The 13,606-nt window shown below is 67.7% G+C and carries 10 protein-coding genes; 3 read left to right on the top strand and 7 right to left on the bottom strand.

Annotated elements, in window-relative coordinates:
• Positions 1 to 12: 12 nt before the first annotated feature.
• From PFX98_RS18405 to PFX98_RS18380, 6 genes are all read right to left on the bottom strand, one after another.
• Positions 13 to 1,014: an NADP-dependent oxidoreductase gene (locus PFX98_RS18405; RefSeq protein WP_285231945.1), complete on the bottom strand. Its 1,002-nt coding sequence runs from the start codon at positions 1,012 to 1,014 to the stop codon at positions 13 to 15.
• A 61-nt stretch (positions 1,015 to 1,075) separates the two neighbouring features.
• A complete protein-coding gene (locus PFX98_RS18400) occupies positions 1,076 to 2,326 on the bottom strand; it encodes an NADH:flavin oxidoreductase/NADH oxidase family protein (protein ID WP_285231944.1) in 1,251 nt (416 codons plus the stop codon).
• 7 nt (positions 2,327 to 2,333) lie between these two features.
• The gene (locus PFX98_RS18395) at positions 2,334 to 2,732 is read right to left on the bottom strand and encodes a helicase (protein ID WP_285231943.1); all 399 of its coding nucleotides are present in this window, start codon (positions 2,730 to 2,732) and stop codon (positions 2,334 to 2,336) included.
• A 56-nt stretch (positions 2,733 to 2,788) separates the two neighbouring features.
• The gene (locus PFX98_RS18390; protein WP_285231942.1) at positions 2,789 to 3,634 is read right to left on the bottom strand and encodes an alpha/beta fold hydrolase; all 846 of its coding nucleotides are present in this window, start codon (positions 3,632 to 3,634) and stop codon (positions 2,789 to 2,791) included.
• A gap of 14 nt (positions 3,635 to 3,648) precedes the next feature.
• The gene (locus PFX98_RS18385) at positions 3,649 to 4,575 is read right to left on the bottom strand and encodes an alpha/beta fold hydrolase (RefSeq protein WP_285231941.1); all 927 of its coding nucleotides are present in this window, start codon (positions 4,573 to 4,575) and stop codon (positions 3,649 to 3,651) included.
• 30 nt (positions 4,576 to 4,605) lie between these two features.
• The gene (locus PFX98_RS18380; RefSeq protein ID WP_285235632.1) at positions 4,606 to 5,397 is read right to left on the bottom strand and encodes an SDR family NAD(P)-dependent oxidoreductase; all 792 of its coding nucleotides are present in this window, start codon (positions 5,395 to 5,397) and stop codon (positions 4,606 to 4,608) included.
• 176 nt (positions 5,398 to 5,573) lie between these two features.
• Here PFX98_RS18380 and PFX98_RS18375 point away from each other — a divergent pair, with 176 nt between their 5' ends.
• Positions 5,574 to 6,176, top strand: a complete 603-nt coding sequence (locus tag PFX98_RS18375) for a TetR/AcrR family transcriptional regulator (RefSeq protein WP_285235631.1) — start codon at positions 5,574 to 5,576, stop codon at positions 6,174 to 6,176.
• A 77-nt stretch (positions 6,177 to 6,253) separates the two neighbouring features.
• Here PFX98_RS18375 and pdxR read toward each other — a convergent pair whose 3' ends face one another.
• The gene (pdxR, locus tag PFX98_RS18370; protein WP_285231940.1) at positions 6,254 to 7,723 is read right to left on the bottom strand and encodes a MocR-like pyridoxine biosynthesis transcription factor PdxR; all 1,470 of its coding nucleotides are present in this window, start codon (positions 7,721 to 7,723) and stop codon (positions 6,254 to 6,256) included.
• 96 nt (positions 7,724 to 7,819) lie between these two features.
• On the opposite strand from pdxR, the gene PFX98_RS18365 reads away from it, so the two are divergent.
• Both PFX98_RS18365 and PFX98_RS18360 read left to right on the top strand, forming a co-directional pair.
• On the top strand, positions 7,820 to 8,458 hold the full coding sequence (locus tag PFX98_RS18365) for a pyridoxamine 5'-phosphate oxidase family protein (RefSeq protein WP_285231939.1): 639 nt from the start codon (positions 7,820 to 7,822) through the stop codon (positions 8,456 to 8,458).
• Positions 8,459 to 8,515: 57 nt separating this feature from the next.
• Positions 8,516 to 13,573 carry a diguanylate cyclase domain-containing protein gene (locus PFX98_RS18360; RefSeq protein WP_285231938.1) on the top strand — a complete coding sequence of 1,686 codons (5,058 nt, stop codon included), beginning with the start codon at positions 8,516 to 8,518 and terminating at the stop codon, positions 13,571 to 13,573.
• Positions 13,574 to 13,606 lie beyond the last annotated feature (33 nt).

Below are 13,606 nucleotides of genomic sequence, written 5' to 3'. Positions count from 1 at the left end.
TTGCGACACCCGTCATTTGATCTTGATGACGACCTTTCCCTTGGCTCGGCCGAGGGCCAGGTAGTCCAGGGCTTCCTTGGCCTGGTCGAACGGGAACACCTTGTCGATGACCGGTCGGATCCGTTCGGTCTTGAGCAGCTCAGCGATTTCTGCGAGCTGTTGGCCATCAGGCCGCACGAAGAGGAAGGCGTAGTCGACGCCCTTCTTCCGGGACAGTTTGCGGATCTTGCGGCTCATCAGGCCGAACACAAACGTCAGGAAGAAGTTCAGCTTCTTCGCCTTTGCGAAGGCCGCATCCAGCGGGCCGATGAGCGAAACGATGCGGCTTCCCGGCTTCAGGATATCCAGCGACTTCTCGATGGCGTCGCCCCGGACCGTGCCAAGCACGGCGTCGTAACCGCGCAGCAGCTTCTCGAATTCCTGCTTCTTGTAGTCGACGATTTCATCGGCACCCAAGCCGCGAACGAACTCGACGTTGCCGGTACTGACCGTCGTCCCGACCTTGGCGCCAAGCTGGTGAGCCAGCTGGATCGCAAAGGTCCCGATGCCACCCGAGCCTGCAGGGATGAACACCTTCTGACCATGGCGCAGCTTGATACGTTCCTTCAACGCCTGCCAGGAGGTGAGCGCGACCATGGGGACGGACGCGGCCTGCACGAAGTCCAGCTTGGGCGGCTTCAGGGCGGCGGCGCTTTCCGGCACCGCGGCGAACTCTGCAATCGACCCCTTGCCCAGGTCAAAGAGGCTGGCGAAGACCTCGTCACCCGGCTTGAAGCGGGTCACGCGGCTCCCGATCTCGACCACCACGCCGGCCAGATCGCTGCCCAGGATGGCCGGCAGCTTGAAATGCAGCACAGGTTTGAAGGTGCCGACCGGGACCATGTTGTCGATGGGGTTCACGCCTGCGGCGTGAACTTGAACCAGCAGCTCGTCGGGTTGCAGCGTGGGGCGGTCGACGTTGGAGAACCCGATATCGGGCGACTTGCCGTAGCGCTTGAATGTGAGGGCTTTCATGTCTTCTTCCTTGTTCCTGGCGAACCCAGGGTGGTGGTCAATCGGGTCACAAGCCTGCCTCTCAGGCGCGCGCACGCAGGCGTCGTGTGCGAAACGTGCCCCAGCTACTGCCGAGCGCCGACTTCAGGAACGCCGCCAGGCCGCTCTCGGCCGGACGTGGTTCCTTGCCCTTGGCGATGCGTTTGAGCTGGCGCTCATACCAGAGCACCTCCATGATTCCCATGCGGTCCACGGCCTTGAGACCCGTGCTGATCGGTCGGACCCGCTGTGCGCTGTCGCGCCCTTGCAGCAGTGCTGCGGGCGCGTCGGGGTCGATCGCCAGCAGCCGGGCCAGGCCCACCACATCCAGTGCACCGGTACGCAGCGCAGCGTTCATGCCGGTCGCCGTACGGAAGCCACCGGTCACCATGAGCGGCAGCTTGGTCGTGGCCCGCGCCTTTTCCGCGAAGCCAAGAAAGTAGGCTTCCCGCGCTGCGGTGCTTGCCCTTTTTGGCTCCTGCATGGCGCCGCTCATCGCAGGGGCTTCGTAAGTGCCGCCGGAGATCTCGATCAGGTCAATGCCAGCCTTTGCCAGCGCGCGAATCGTCGCAAGCGATTCCTCCTCGGTGAAACCACCGCGCTGGAAGTCGGCCGAGTTGAGCTTGATGCCCACCGGGAAATCCGCGCCGACTTGGCGTCGGATCTCGGCATAGACGGCCATCAGGAAGCGCCGGCGCTTCTCGGCCGTACTGCCCCATTCGTCGTCGCGACGGTTGTGGTGGGGCGAGAGAAACTGGTTGATCAGGTAGCCATGCGCGGCGTGGATCTGGACACCACTGAACCCCGCCTTCTTGCAGATGGCCGCGCTGCGCCCAAAGCGCTCGATGATGTCCAGGATGTCATCGCTGCTGGCCTCGCGTGGGGTGTCGAAGAACGCCGCCATGTCCTCGCGGAAGGGAACGGCAGAGGGCGCGAGGTTGAACGCATTCAAGCCCCGCGTCGACTGCTTGCCCGGATGGTTGAGTTGCGCCCATAGCGCCGATCCATGGGCTGTTGCCGCCTGCGTCCATTGCCTCAGCACGGCCATGTCAGACTCATCCTCGATCACGACGTTGCCGGGCTCGCCGAGCGCGCGCCGGTCGATCATCACATTACCCGTGACGATCAGACCCAGACCCGAGGCGCCCCAGCGGCCATACAACTGCACAAGGCCATTCGTCGGACGGTTGTCGTAGGTGCCCAGCGTCTCGCTCATGGCCGCCTTGGCCAGACGATTGCGCAGCACGCTGCCGTTCGGCAGGTGCAAGGGCTGATTCAGCAGACTGGATTCCATGGGCAACTCAGAAGGCCGTGCGTTCATACGGCGAGATGATTTTGGGTGGCTGCAGGAATGCCGTCAGTCCCTGAAACCACATCACTTCCTGGAAGTCGCCGCTGATGACCAGCTCCTTGCTACCCAGAGCCCGTAGGAAGGCGGCCTGGCTGTCCTTGGCCGACAGGATGGCGAATCCCCTGGTGGCGTCCTTGAAGCTGAACGTGAACTGGGGATTCGCGGCGAGCCCGGCAAAAGACCGGATGGCGCCGCCTTCGATCACGAAGGTGCGGCCCGCGCCCGAGGCAGTGCGGATCTGGAACACCAGGCGCTTGCTGGCGACATAGCGGGCGCAGTCGGGGTTTCCGCGAATCTGGCGCTTGAGGATCTGGGCGAACGCCCACAAGAGGAACTTGAACTTCAACATGAGGGGCAACCTTTAGAGAGCCGGCAAGGCGATGCGGACGACGGCGGTCGCCGCCATCACTCGCCGAGGAACTGGACCGCGTGACGCAGGAATCGCTGCGGGTACTGGAACTGCGCGGCGTGGCCCGAGTCGGGATAGATGAACAGCTGGGCGTTCGGCAGGTTACGCGCCATGTAGAACGAGTTGACCGTCGGGATCATCACGTCGTGCACGCCGTTGAGGATGAAGGTTGGCTGCTGGATGCCGCGCAGGTAGGCGAAGGGATCGTCTTCCGACAACCTGGGCAGGTAATGCATATTGGCCTCGATCTGCGCCTTCGCGGCATCGGGTGAGGACGGCGGGTGCTGATCGACGCGCCGATGGCGCCGCTCCCAGAAGTCCCTTCCTGCTTGCGCCGCCGTCTCGGAGCGGCCGAAGAACAGATACAGGAAGTCTTCCAGGGTCGGCACCGGGTTGACGGCCGTGCCCAGCACGCGATGCTCCATCTCCGGATCACCGCCGCGCGGGCCCGTGCCCAGAAGCATCAGCTTGCGCACAAGCGTCGGATGACGCCAGGTCAGATCGAGCGCCTGGAAGCCTCCCAGCGAGAAGCCCAGCAGGTCGACCTGTTCCAGGCCCAGCGCACGAACGAAGGCCGCCGCATCGTCGGCCATGTCCTCGATGCGCGTGCGTGGTGTCCCATCAGAGGACGCGATGCCTCGACCGTTGTAGAGGATCACCTCCCGGCCTTCGGCCAGGCCGTCCGTCATCAGCGGATCCCAGTGGTCCATGCCGCCCCGGAAGTGTTGCAGCATCAGCAGCGGCGCTTGCCCAGCGCCCGCATTGCCCCAGCGCCGGTAGGCGAGCCGTGCGCCGTCGACGCTCACGAAACGGGTGGGTGCGGTGAGATGGGTGTCAGTCATGAGGGCCTCCGACATCAATTCGCCAGGAAGGCCAGCGCCTTGGGCACGAAGTCCTCGTGATACTGGAAGATGCCACCGTGCCCTGCATCCGGGTAGATGATCAACTGCGCATTCGGCAGGCGCTTCGCCAGCTCATGCGAGTTGCGCGTGGGCACCATCCGGTCATCCTCACCATTGGCCACGAGCACCGGCTGCTTGATCACCGAGAGGTCGGCCGGTCGCTTCTGCCCCCAGGCACTGAGCGCCTGCAGTTGCGACACATAGGCCCAGATGGCGATCTCGCTGTCGCGCTGGTCGATGCGCTCCTGCAATCGCTTCAGAAACGCCTTGCCGGCCTCGATGCCGTTCGGCGTGCGGGTGAAGAACAGGTACTGCTTCGGATCCTGGCCGGTCAGCGTGGCCCGAATCAGGTCGTAGTTCGCCACGCCTGCGACAGAGCTGATGCCCTCGCCTCCGGCTGGGCCCGTGCCTGCAAGAATCAATTTGCGAACCAGCTGCGAATCCTTCAGCACGATCTCCTGCGCGATCATTCCGCCGATCGAGAAGCCGAACAGGTCCACCTGCGTGAAGCCCTTGGCCTTGATGAAGCTGATGACGTCGTCGGCCATCTGCTCGATGGTGTTGGCCGGCTTGCCGGTGGAGGCGCCGACACCTCGGTTGTCGAACGCGATCACGTGATGTTTCGCGGCGAGCCCGTCCACCATGCGCGGATCCCAGTTGTCCAGCACGGCAGCCAGGTGGACGAGAAGCACCACGGGCGTGCCGCCGTTTTGCTGCCCGAGCTCGCGGTAGGAGAAGCTCACATCGCCGGCCGTGACACTTTGCGTCGGCACGCTCTTCCATGTCGCCGGCTGCACATCGCTCGCCAAGGCGCTCGAAGAGGCCAGCACACCGGACAGTGCGAGCGCGTGGAGGATCGATTTCATCAGCTTGATAGGCATGACAGACTTCCGTTTGCGAGGGATGGGGGCTCAGGCCTGCTGGCGGTAGCGATCGGCCGCGTGGGCCTGCCGGACGTCAGACAGCAAGCCTTGGCGCGCGCCATCCAACGCGTCCCAGCGCTCGGCCACATGGAGCGGCGGGATCGTGACGAGTTCGCGGCGGTCGAAGCCGACCATGGCCGCATCGACCAGTTCCTCGACGTCCATGACTTCGGGGAGGGTGTTGATGTCAACGCCGGCACGCTCCCAGATCTCCGTGCGCGTCGCGGCCGGCAGCACGGCCTGCACATAGATGCCCCTGGGCGAGAGCTCCAGGTTCAAGCCCTGCGACAGGAACAGCACGAAGGCCTTGGTAGCACCGTAGATCGTCATGCCGAGTTCGGGTGCGAAGCCCACCACCGAGCCGATGTTGACGATGGTGCCGGTGCCGGCCTGTACCAGGCGTGGGGCAATGGCGGCCGCCAAGCGGGTCAACGCCGTGGTGTTGAGGGCGATCAGCCTCTCGATGGCTTGCGCGCTTTGCTGGACAAAGCTGCCGGGCTGCGCCATGCCCGCGTTGTTGATCAGGATGCCGATGCGAGCGTCCTCGCGCAGGCGGGTTTCGACCGCCGCCAGCTCGCTCTGCTGCGTCAGGTCCGCCTGCAGCACGTCGACCGTGACCTTGTGCGCCTCCTGCAGGCGTGCCGCAAGCGCATCGAGCCGGGATTTGTCGCGGGCAACCAGAACCAGGTCGTGGCCACGCTTTGCAAAGCGCTCGGCGTAGACGGCGCCGATGCCGCTGGACGCGCCGGTGATGAGGACGGTGGAAGGAGTGCTGGTCATGTTCATGAGTTCCTGAGCAGTGATGGCCGCTTGTCGAGTGAGTTCGACTTCCGGCGGGATTGGCTTGGCATGGACCAATGATGATGGACGTAATCCAAAATGTCAATACTTTGATTACGAACAACATCAATATAGAATCGAGATCGACAAATGCATCACTCCAGGGCAAACAAGCGATGAGAGTCACCAAAGCGCAGGCGCAGGCGAATCGGGCGCATGTGGTGGAAACAGCTTCCCAGCTGTTTCGTGAACGCGGCTATGACGGCGTCGGCGTGGCCGACCTGATGGCCGCCGCCGGCTTCACCCACGGCGGCTTCTACAAGCAGTTCGGGTCCAAGACCGACCTGATCGCGGAATCGGCGGCTTGCGGCATCGCCCAGACCATTGCGCTGACAGGGGCCGGTGTAGAACTTGCTGAGTTCGTCAGGCAGTACCTATCGCGCGAGCACCGTGACAGTCGTGGCACCGGTTGCACGATGGCCGCCTTGGGCGGGGACGCGGCACGTCAGCCCGATTCAGTCCGAAGCGCTTTTGCAACGGGCATAGAGAGCCTGGTGGCGGCATTGAGCCGCGGCGATGGCGATGTGGCAGATTCTGCAGACGCGCGCCAGACGCGCGCCCAGGTCCTGGACATGATCTCGCACGCCGTGGGAGCCCTCGTCATGTCGCGAGCCTGCCCGGACGACTCGCCCCTCGCCGACGAATTCCTCACGGTATGCCGTGACGCGATGCTTGGGACGCTGGCGGCAACTCAGGTACCAGAGGCTCCTTCGCGCTGACCACGCCCCGCCCCAATCCTCCTCGCGCCTGAGTCGCGCGAAGGCTTGGTGTGCAGACCAACGGCACGGATCCATTGCTATGGCCCGGCCCGCAGCACCTTGGCCAAGCGCGCGACCAGCGGCGCCATCTGCGCCACCGGCACCTGGGCATAGCCCAGCAGCAGGCCGCGCCAGGCCTGGGCGCGCGGCCCCATCGCCAGCTCGCTGAGCGCCGGTGCGACGATGCCGGCCCGCAGCGCCCGCGCACTGATGGCCACGTCATCAAGGCCGGCGCTGTCTGCAAAGCGCAGCGCCAGATGCATGCCGGCCGAGCCGCCGTGGACACTGGCCAGATCACCCAACTCGCGCTCCAGCGCCGCCACCAGCGCGTCGCGGCGCTGGCGATAGAGCCGACGCATGCGGCGCAGGTGCAGGCCGAACTGGCCGCTGCGCAGGAACTCGGCCAGGGCCAGCTGATCGGCCATGCGGCCGCGCGGCTGGCTGCGCGCCAGCAGGCGCGCGAGCGCCTCGCACAGGCCCTCGGGCACCACCATGAAGCCGATGCGCAGGCCCGGGAACAAGGTCTTGCTGAAGGTGCCCAGGTAGAGCACCGGCGCGTCCGCCTGCAGGCCCTGCATGGCCGGCAGCGGTGGGCCGTCGTGGCGGAACTCGCTGTCGTAGTCGTCCTCGATGATCAGGCTACCGGCCTCGCGTGCGTGGGCCAGCAGGGCCAGGCGCCGCTCCAGGCTCATCACCGCGCCGGTGGGGTATTGGTGCGAGGGCGTGGTGTAGATCAGGCGCGGGCGCTGGCGCCGCCAGTCCTGGGCGCGCGGCGCCATGCCCTGCTCGTCCACCGCGATGCCGATCAGCTTCAGCTGGGCGCCGCGCAGCGCGGTCTCGGCGCCGGCATAGCCGGGGCTCTCCAGCCAGGCCGTTTCGCCGGCATCGGCAAAGGCGCGCGCGCACAGGTCCAGGCTGGCCTGCGTGCCGTCGGTGACGAAGACCTGCTGCGGCTCGCATTGCACGCCGCGCGAGGCGCGCAGATGCTCGGCGATCGCCTGGCGCAGCCCGGCCTCGCCGGCCGCGTCCGCATAGTTGAGCTGGGCCGGACCCAGGCCGCGCCAGCAACGCTCCAGCAGGCGGCGCCAGCGCTGGGTGGGGAATTCATCCAGCGCCGGCACGCCCGGTGCAAACGCCAGCGTGGTCTCCAGCACCGGGCCGGCGGCCAGCACCGCCTCGGCGCGGCGCGAGAGTGGCCGCGCCAGCGGCCCGAGCGACCCGGACGCCCCGGGCGGACGCGTCTCCTTGGCCGGCGGGCGCAGCAGCTCGCTGACCCGACTGCCGCGCCGGTCGGGTGCGATCAGGCCCTCGGTGGCGAGCTGCTCATAGGCATAGAGCACGGTATTGCGCGCCACGCCCAGCTCGCGCGCCAGCACCCGGCTGGCCTGCAGGCGCGTGCCCGGCGCCAGAACGCCGGCGCGGATGGCCGCGCGCAGCGCCTCGTGCAGGCGGCGCTGCATGGGGCCCTGCGGGCTGGCGAAGCGGTCGATCAGCAGCTGGTACGTCATGGCCCCATGATATTGGTGATCCGTGGACCTTTTCATGGAACCAGCCTGGCACTACATTGCGCCCTCTTCCACGCAAGCAAACACCCGCACCTCAGCATGAAGCAAGCTCCCAGCGACCGCAGCCGCATCCGCCGCGTGGCCGAGAACGCCCGCTACGACAGCGCCACCCTGCACGCCATCATCGACGCGGCCTATCTGTGCCACCTCGCCTTTGCCGACGACAAGGGCCTGCACAGCATCCCGATGGCCTGCTGGCGCACGGGCGAGCACCTCTACATCCACGGCTCCAACGGCGGCCGCCTGATGAAGCAGCTGGCGGGCGGCGCGGCGGTGTGCATCAGCATCTGCCATCTGGACGGCCTGGTGCTGGCGCGCTCGGCCTTCAACCATTCGATGAACTACCGCTCGGCGGTGATCTACGGCCGCTTCGAGAAGGTCGAGGGCGAGACGGACAAGCGCGCCGCGCTGGCCGCCTTCATGGACAAGCTCGCGCCGGGCCGCCAGGCCGAGATCCGGCCCGGCAACGAGCGCGAGTTCGCCGCCACCACGGTGCTGCGGATGGCATTGGCAGAGGCCGCTTGCAAGACGCGCAGCGGCGGCCCGGTGGACGATGAGGAAGACCTCGGGCTCGCGGTCTGGGCCGGCGTGCTGCCGCTGGCGCAGGTGCACGGCCAGCCGCAGGCCGATGGCGACGGCTACCAAGCCGTGCCGGCCTATGTGAGGGGCTGGGCATGAACCATACCCGCCTTTGGAGGGATAACATCGGCGCAGTCCCTGCCCCGCCCCTCCACGATGCAACTCGCCGGCTATCAACTAACAGGCATTCTCTACACCGGCGGTGAAACCACGGTGGCCACGGCGCAGTCACCGCAGGGCGAGCGCGTGGCGCTCAAATACCCCGAAAGCGAGCAGCCGGCGCCGGCCCTGAATGCGCGCTGGCGCCATGAGTACGGCATGCTGCGGGCGATCGATTCGCCCTGGGTCGTCAAGGCGCTAGGCCTGCATGAGGTGGGTCACCGGCTGGTGCTGGTGCTGGAGAACTTTTCGCCCCTCAATCTGAGCCAGGTGATCGAGCAGGGCCTGCTGGACCTCGGCGAGCGTCTCGGTCTGGCGATGCAGCTGACGCAGGCGCTCAGCGCCGTGCACCAGGCCCGCCTCATCCATGGCGACATCGCGCCCAAGAATGTGCTGGTGGACCTGGCCAGCCTGCAACTCAAGCTCTGCGACTTTGCGCTCTCGACGCGGCTGGCGCATGGCCAGACGCAGCCGGCCGGTGGCGGCCTGCGCGGCACGCTGGACTACATCGCACCCGAGCAGACCGGGCGTACCAATCTGGAAGTGGACTACCGCAGCGACTTCTACTCGCTGGGCGTGAGCCTGTACGAACTGTTCAGCGGCCACAAGCCCTTCCAGCTGAGCGATCCGATCGCCCTGCTGCATGCCCAGGTGGCACTCATGCCGCCACCCCTGGACCAGCTCGGCCACGGCGTGCCCGCGCCACTGGCCGCCATCGTGCAGAAGCTGCTCGCCAAGTACCCGGACGACCGCTACCAGAGCAGCTATGGCCTGCTGAAGGACTTGCAGCGCTGCGCCGAGCAATGGCAGCAGCAGCGCCGCATCGAGGCCTTTGCGCTCGCCAGCGAGGACATCCCGGAACGCTTCTGCGTCTCGCAGAAACTCTATGGCCGCGCCGCCGATGTGCTGACGCTGCGCGAGGCCTTTGCGCGCGCCAGCGCCGGCCGTGCCGAGCTGCTGCTGATCGGGGGCAGTGCGGGCGTGGGCAAGACCGCGCTGGCGGCGGAACTGCATCGCCCCGTGGTCGCGCAACGAGGCTATTTCCTGCGCGGCAAGTGCGACCAATACAGCCACCAGCAGCCCTATGCCGCGCTCAGCCAGGCCTTCCAGCTGCTGATGCAGCAGCTCGCCAGCGAGGGCGCCGAGCGCCGTCGCTACTGGCAGGCCAGCCTGGGCAAGGCGCTGGGTGACGCGGCCGCCGCGGTGGCCGCCATCGTGCCCGGCCTGAGCCTGCTGATCGGCACTCCGGCGCCGCTGACGCCGCTGCCGGTGGCCGAACATGAACAGCGCTTTCACCTCGCCTTCGCCCGCTTCGTCAAGGCGCTGGCCGCGCCGGCCCATCCGCTGCTGCTCTTCATCGACGATCTGCAATGGGTCGATGCGCCCAGCCTGCGCCTGCTGCGCCGGCTCATCAATGCCGACGAGGCCGGCGCCTGCCTGCTGGTGGTGGGTGCCTACCGCGACAACGAAGTGGACGCGGCCCACCCGCTGGCACAGCTGCTGGAGCAGCAGCGCCAGCTGGGCACGGCGCTGCAGCAGCTGACGCTCCAGCCCCTCGGCCTGCCTGAGGTGCAGGCCCTGCTGGCCGACACCTTGCGGGCCGAGGGCCAGCGCGTCGCGCCACTGGCCGCGCTGTGCCTGGAAAAGACCCGCGGCAACCCCTTCTTCCTCGGCCAGTTCCTGCGCAGCCTGCATGTCCATGGCGACCTGCACTACGAGCGCGCCCAGGGCGCCTGGCAGTGGGACATCGAGCAGATCGCCCGGCGCGGCATGACCGACAACGTCGTCACCCTGATGCTGGAGCGCCTGCGCGGCCTGCCCGCGGCCACCCAGACGCTGCTGACCCGCGCCGCCCAGCTGGGCGACAGCTTCTGCCTGCGCGAGCTGATGGCGCTGCTGCAGGCCGACGCCGGCAGCACCGCGGCGATGCTCTGGCCGGCCCTGGATGCCGGCCTGCTGCTGCCCATGGATGAGGACTACAAGTTCGAGCACAGCCCGGCCCTGCTGGAAGCGGCGCGCTACCGCTTCCTGCACGACCGCGTGCAGCAGGCCGCGCATGAGCTCACGCCCGAGCCCGAGCGCCAGGCCATGCTGCTGCATTGCGGGCGCCAGCTGCTGGCCTGCAGCCCGGGCGCGCTGCTGGACGAGCGGCTCTTCAACATCGTCGATTGCCTCAACCAGGCGCTGGCGCTGATCAGCGCCGCCGACGAGCGCGCGCTGTTGCTGCGCCTGAACGTGCAGGCGGGCCTGCGCGCCAAGAACGCCTCGGCCCATTGCGCGGCCGTGGCCCTGCTGCGCCAGGCGCGCGCGCTGCTGCCCGAACAGGCCTGGCAGCACGCACCCGACGAGACGCTGGCGCTGTTCACCGCGCTGGCCGAGGCCGAGTACCTGGCCGGCCATTTCGATGCCGCCGAGCGGCTCTACCCCGAGGTGATGGCGGCCTGCCCGCTGCGGCTGGGCCGGGTCAGCATCTGCCTGGTGCAGGCCGACCAATACCATATCCAGGGTCGCTTTGCCGACGCCTTCCCGGTGCTGCTGCAGGCCATGGCCCTGCTGGGCCAGCCCTTCCCGGCCAGCGAGGAAGAGGCGCAGGCGCTGTTCCCCGCCGAGTTCGAGCGCACCGAGGCGCTGCTGCAGCGGCTCGGCCCATCCGCCCTGCTGCAGGCGGCCGAAATGCAGGCACCCGAGCGCCTGATGGAAATGCGCGTCTATTACGCGCTCTCCTACGCCAGCTACCAGACCGGGCGCTTCGCTGCCTTCGTGCTGGACGCCTGCCGCATGGTGCAGACCACGCTCGCCCATGGGCAGGGCGACCTCAGCTGCATCGCCTATGTGGCCTACCTCACCGCCATGTCGGTGATGCACCGGCCCTATACCCAGTGCCATGCGCTGGGGCGGCTGGCCATGCGGCTGGCCGAGCAGCGCGGCGGCCCCTATTACCGCATCACCGTCTACCAGTATTTCTCGGCCTTCTACCAGCATTGGGGCGAGCCCCTGGCCGAGGCCATCGCCCAGGTGGAGCTGGGCCTGGAGCTGGGCCAGGGCGGGGTGAACCCGCTCGCCGCCGGCTATTGCGCCCTGCTGGGCGCGGTGAACCGCTTCGCCCTGGGTGAGGAGTTGGCGCAGCTGGAAGTGCGTTGCCAGCAAGGCCTGCGCTTTCTGCAAAAGACCCGCCAGCCCAATACCGAGCTGATGCTGCGCCACGGTGTGCTGCAGCCTCTGCAGGCCTTGCGCGGCAAGACCCTCGGCGCCCTCAGCTTCGACACCGAGGACAGCGCCAGCAGCACCATGTTCGCCGATGCGGCGCCCTCGATTCCGCTGGCGCTCTACAGCGCCGCCATGCTGCGCCACGCCTATCTGATGGGCGACCGGGCGCAGTGGCAGGCCTGCGTGGCACGCCAGGCGGTGATAGGCATGTGCCTGCCCGACAGCCCCTCGATGGTGGAGGCCTGCTTCTACACCGCCCTGGGCCAGCTGCGCCCGGGCTTTGTGGACGCCGCGCAGCAGGCCGAGGCCGTGCAGGCCGCCGAGCAGCAACTGGCGCGTTTCGCCAGCTGGGCCGAGGGCTGCGCCGCCAACTTCCACCACAAGCAGGCGCTGATCGCCGCCGAGCTGGCGCGCGTGCGCGGCGAGGAGCGCGCCGCCATGGACTTCTATGCCCAGGCCATCGACGCCGCGGCCGCGGCCGGTTTCACCGCCTGCGAAGCCCTGGCCAACGAGCTCTATGCCGAGTTCTGGGCCGCGCAACAGCAAAGGCAGCTGAGCAGCAACTTCATCCGCGAGGCGCATTACCACTACCGCCGCTGGGGCGCGCTGGTGAAGTGCCTGCAGCTGGAGGCGCGCTGGCCGCACATCAGCTTCGGCCAGCCGCGCCCTTCAGGCGGCTCTGGCGGCTCTGGCGGCTCTGGCGGCTCGGCGGGCCGCAGTAGCGGCAGCAGCTACCGCGACTCGCTGGAGCCAGGCGCAAGCCTGGACCTGCATTCCCTGCTCAAGGCCAACCAGCTGCTGGCACAGGAAATCCATCTCGACACCTTGCTGCCGCAGATGCTGGGCGTGCTGCTGGAGCATGCCGGTGCCGAGTTCGGCGCCATCGTGCTCGACGAGGACGAAAGCCTGGTGGTGGAGGTGATGGGGGCAATGGCGCCCGAGCAGCAAGGTGACATGCAGCGCCTGTGCATGCCCCTGGAAGAGCTGGGCGAGGCCGGCCAGCAGATGCTGCCCGCGGGCCTGATCGAGTACGTCAGGCTGACGCGCCGCACCCTGGTGCTGAACCGCCCCGCCGAGGACGAACGCTTCTCCCACAGCGCCTGCCTGCAGCGGCGCCAGATCAAGTCGCTGGTGTGCCTGCCGGTGCTCAGCCAGGGCAAGCCGGTGGCGCTGGTCTATCTGGAAAACAACCAGCTCGAGAACGCCTTCACCACCCAGCATCTGCAGACCCTGGAACTGCTCAGCAGCCAGGCCGCGATCTCGCTGGTGAATGCCAGGCTGTACGAGAGCCTGGAGCACAAGGTGGCGCAGCGCACCGAGGAGCTGCGCCAGATGAGCATGAAGGATGGGCTCACCGGCATCGCCAACCGCCGCGCCTTCGACGAGCGCCTGGCGCTGGAGTGGCGACGCAGCCAGCGCCAGGGTTCGCCGCTGTCGCTGCTGATGGTCGACATCGACCACTTCAAGCAATACAACGATTGCTATGGCCACCTCGAGGGCGACCGCTGCATCCGCGCCGTGGCGTCGGTGCTCAGCGAGGTGGCGGGCCGCGGCGGCGACCTGGTGGCGCGCTACGGCGGCGAGGAATTCGCACTGCTGCTGCCCGACACCGACTCCCCGGCCGCGGCGCGCCTGGCCCAGGCCTGCCTGGACGCCACCGAACTGCTGGCCATGCCGCATGCGCAGTCGCTGGCCGGCCCGCTGGTGAGCATCAGCCTGGGCTGCGCCACCCTGGTGGCCACGCCACTGAGCAGCCCCGAGCATTTGCTGGGGCAGGCCGATGCCGCGCTCTACCAGGCCAAGCGCGCCGGCCGGCGGCGCTGGCAACACCACGCCGACGCCGCTTGATCGGCACCTGCGCGGCGAGCCCGCGGCGCTCAG

The organism is Paucibacter sediminis, assembly GCF_030254645.1.
In the GTDB taxonomy this organism is placed as follows: Bacteria; Pseudomonadota; Gammaproteobacteria; order Burkholderiales; family Burkholderiaceae_C; genus Paucibacter_B; species Paucibacter_B sediminis.
This window is presented reverse-complemented; position numbering and strand designations above follow the sequence as displayed.

What these genes read in the sequence shown, in the direction of transcription:
- PFX98_RS18375 (WP_285235631.1), top strand. Translation starts at nt 5,574, where the DNA reads ATGAGAGTCACCAAAGCGCAGGCGCAGGCGAATCGGGCGCATGTGGTG.
- PFX98_RS18400 (WP_285231944.1), bottom strand. Translation starts at nt 2,326, where the DNA reads ATGGAATCCAGTCTGCTGAATCAGCCCTTGCACCTGCCGAACGGCAGC.
- PFX98_RS18380 (WP_285235632.1), bottom strand. Translation starts at nt 5,397, where the DNA reads ATGACCAGCACTCCTTCCACCGTCCTCATCACCGGCGCGTCCAGCGGC.
- PFX98_RS18360 (WP_285231938.1), top strand. Translation starts at nt 8,516, where the DNA reads ATGCAACTCGCCGGCTATCAACTAACAGGCATTCTCTACACCGGCGGT.
- PFX98_RS18390 (WP_285231942.1), bottom strand. Translation starts at nt 3,634, where the DNA reads ATGACTGACACCCATCTCACCGCACCCACCCGTTTCGTGAGCGTCGAC.
- pdxR (WP_285231940.1), bottom strand. Translation starts at nt 7,723, where the DNA reads ATGACGTACCAGCTGCTGATCGACCGCTTCGCCAGCCCGCAGGGCCCC.
- PFX98_RS18385 (WP_285231941.1), bottom strand. Translation starts at nt 4,575, where the DNA reads ATGCCTATCAAGCTGATGAAATCGATCCTCCACGCGCTCGCACTGTCC.
- PFX98_RS18405 (WP_285231945.1), bottom strand. Translation starts at nt 1,014, where the DNA reads ATGAAAGCCCTCACATTCAAGCGCTACGGCAAGTCGCCCGATATCGGG.
- PFX98_RS18365 (WP_285231939.1), top strand. Translation starts at nt 7,820, where the DNA reads ATGAAGCAAGCTCCCAGCGACCGCAGCCGCATCCGCCGCGTGGCCGAG.
- PFX98_RS18395 (WP_285231943.1), bottom strand. Translation starts at nt 2,732, where the DNA reads ATGTTGAAGTTCAAGTTCCTCTTGTGGGCGTTCGCCCAGATCCTCAAG.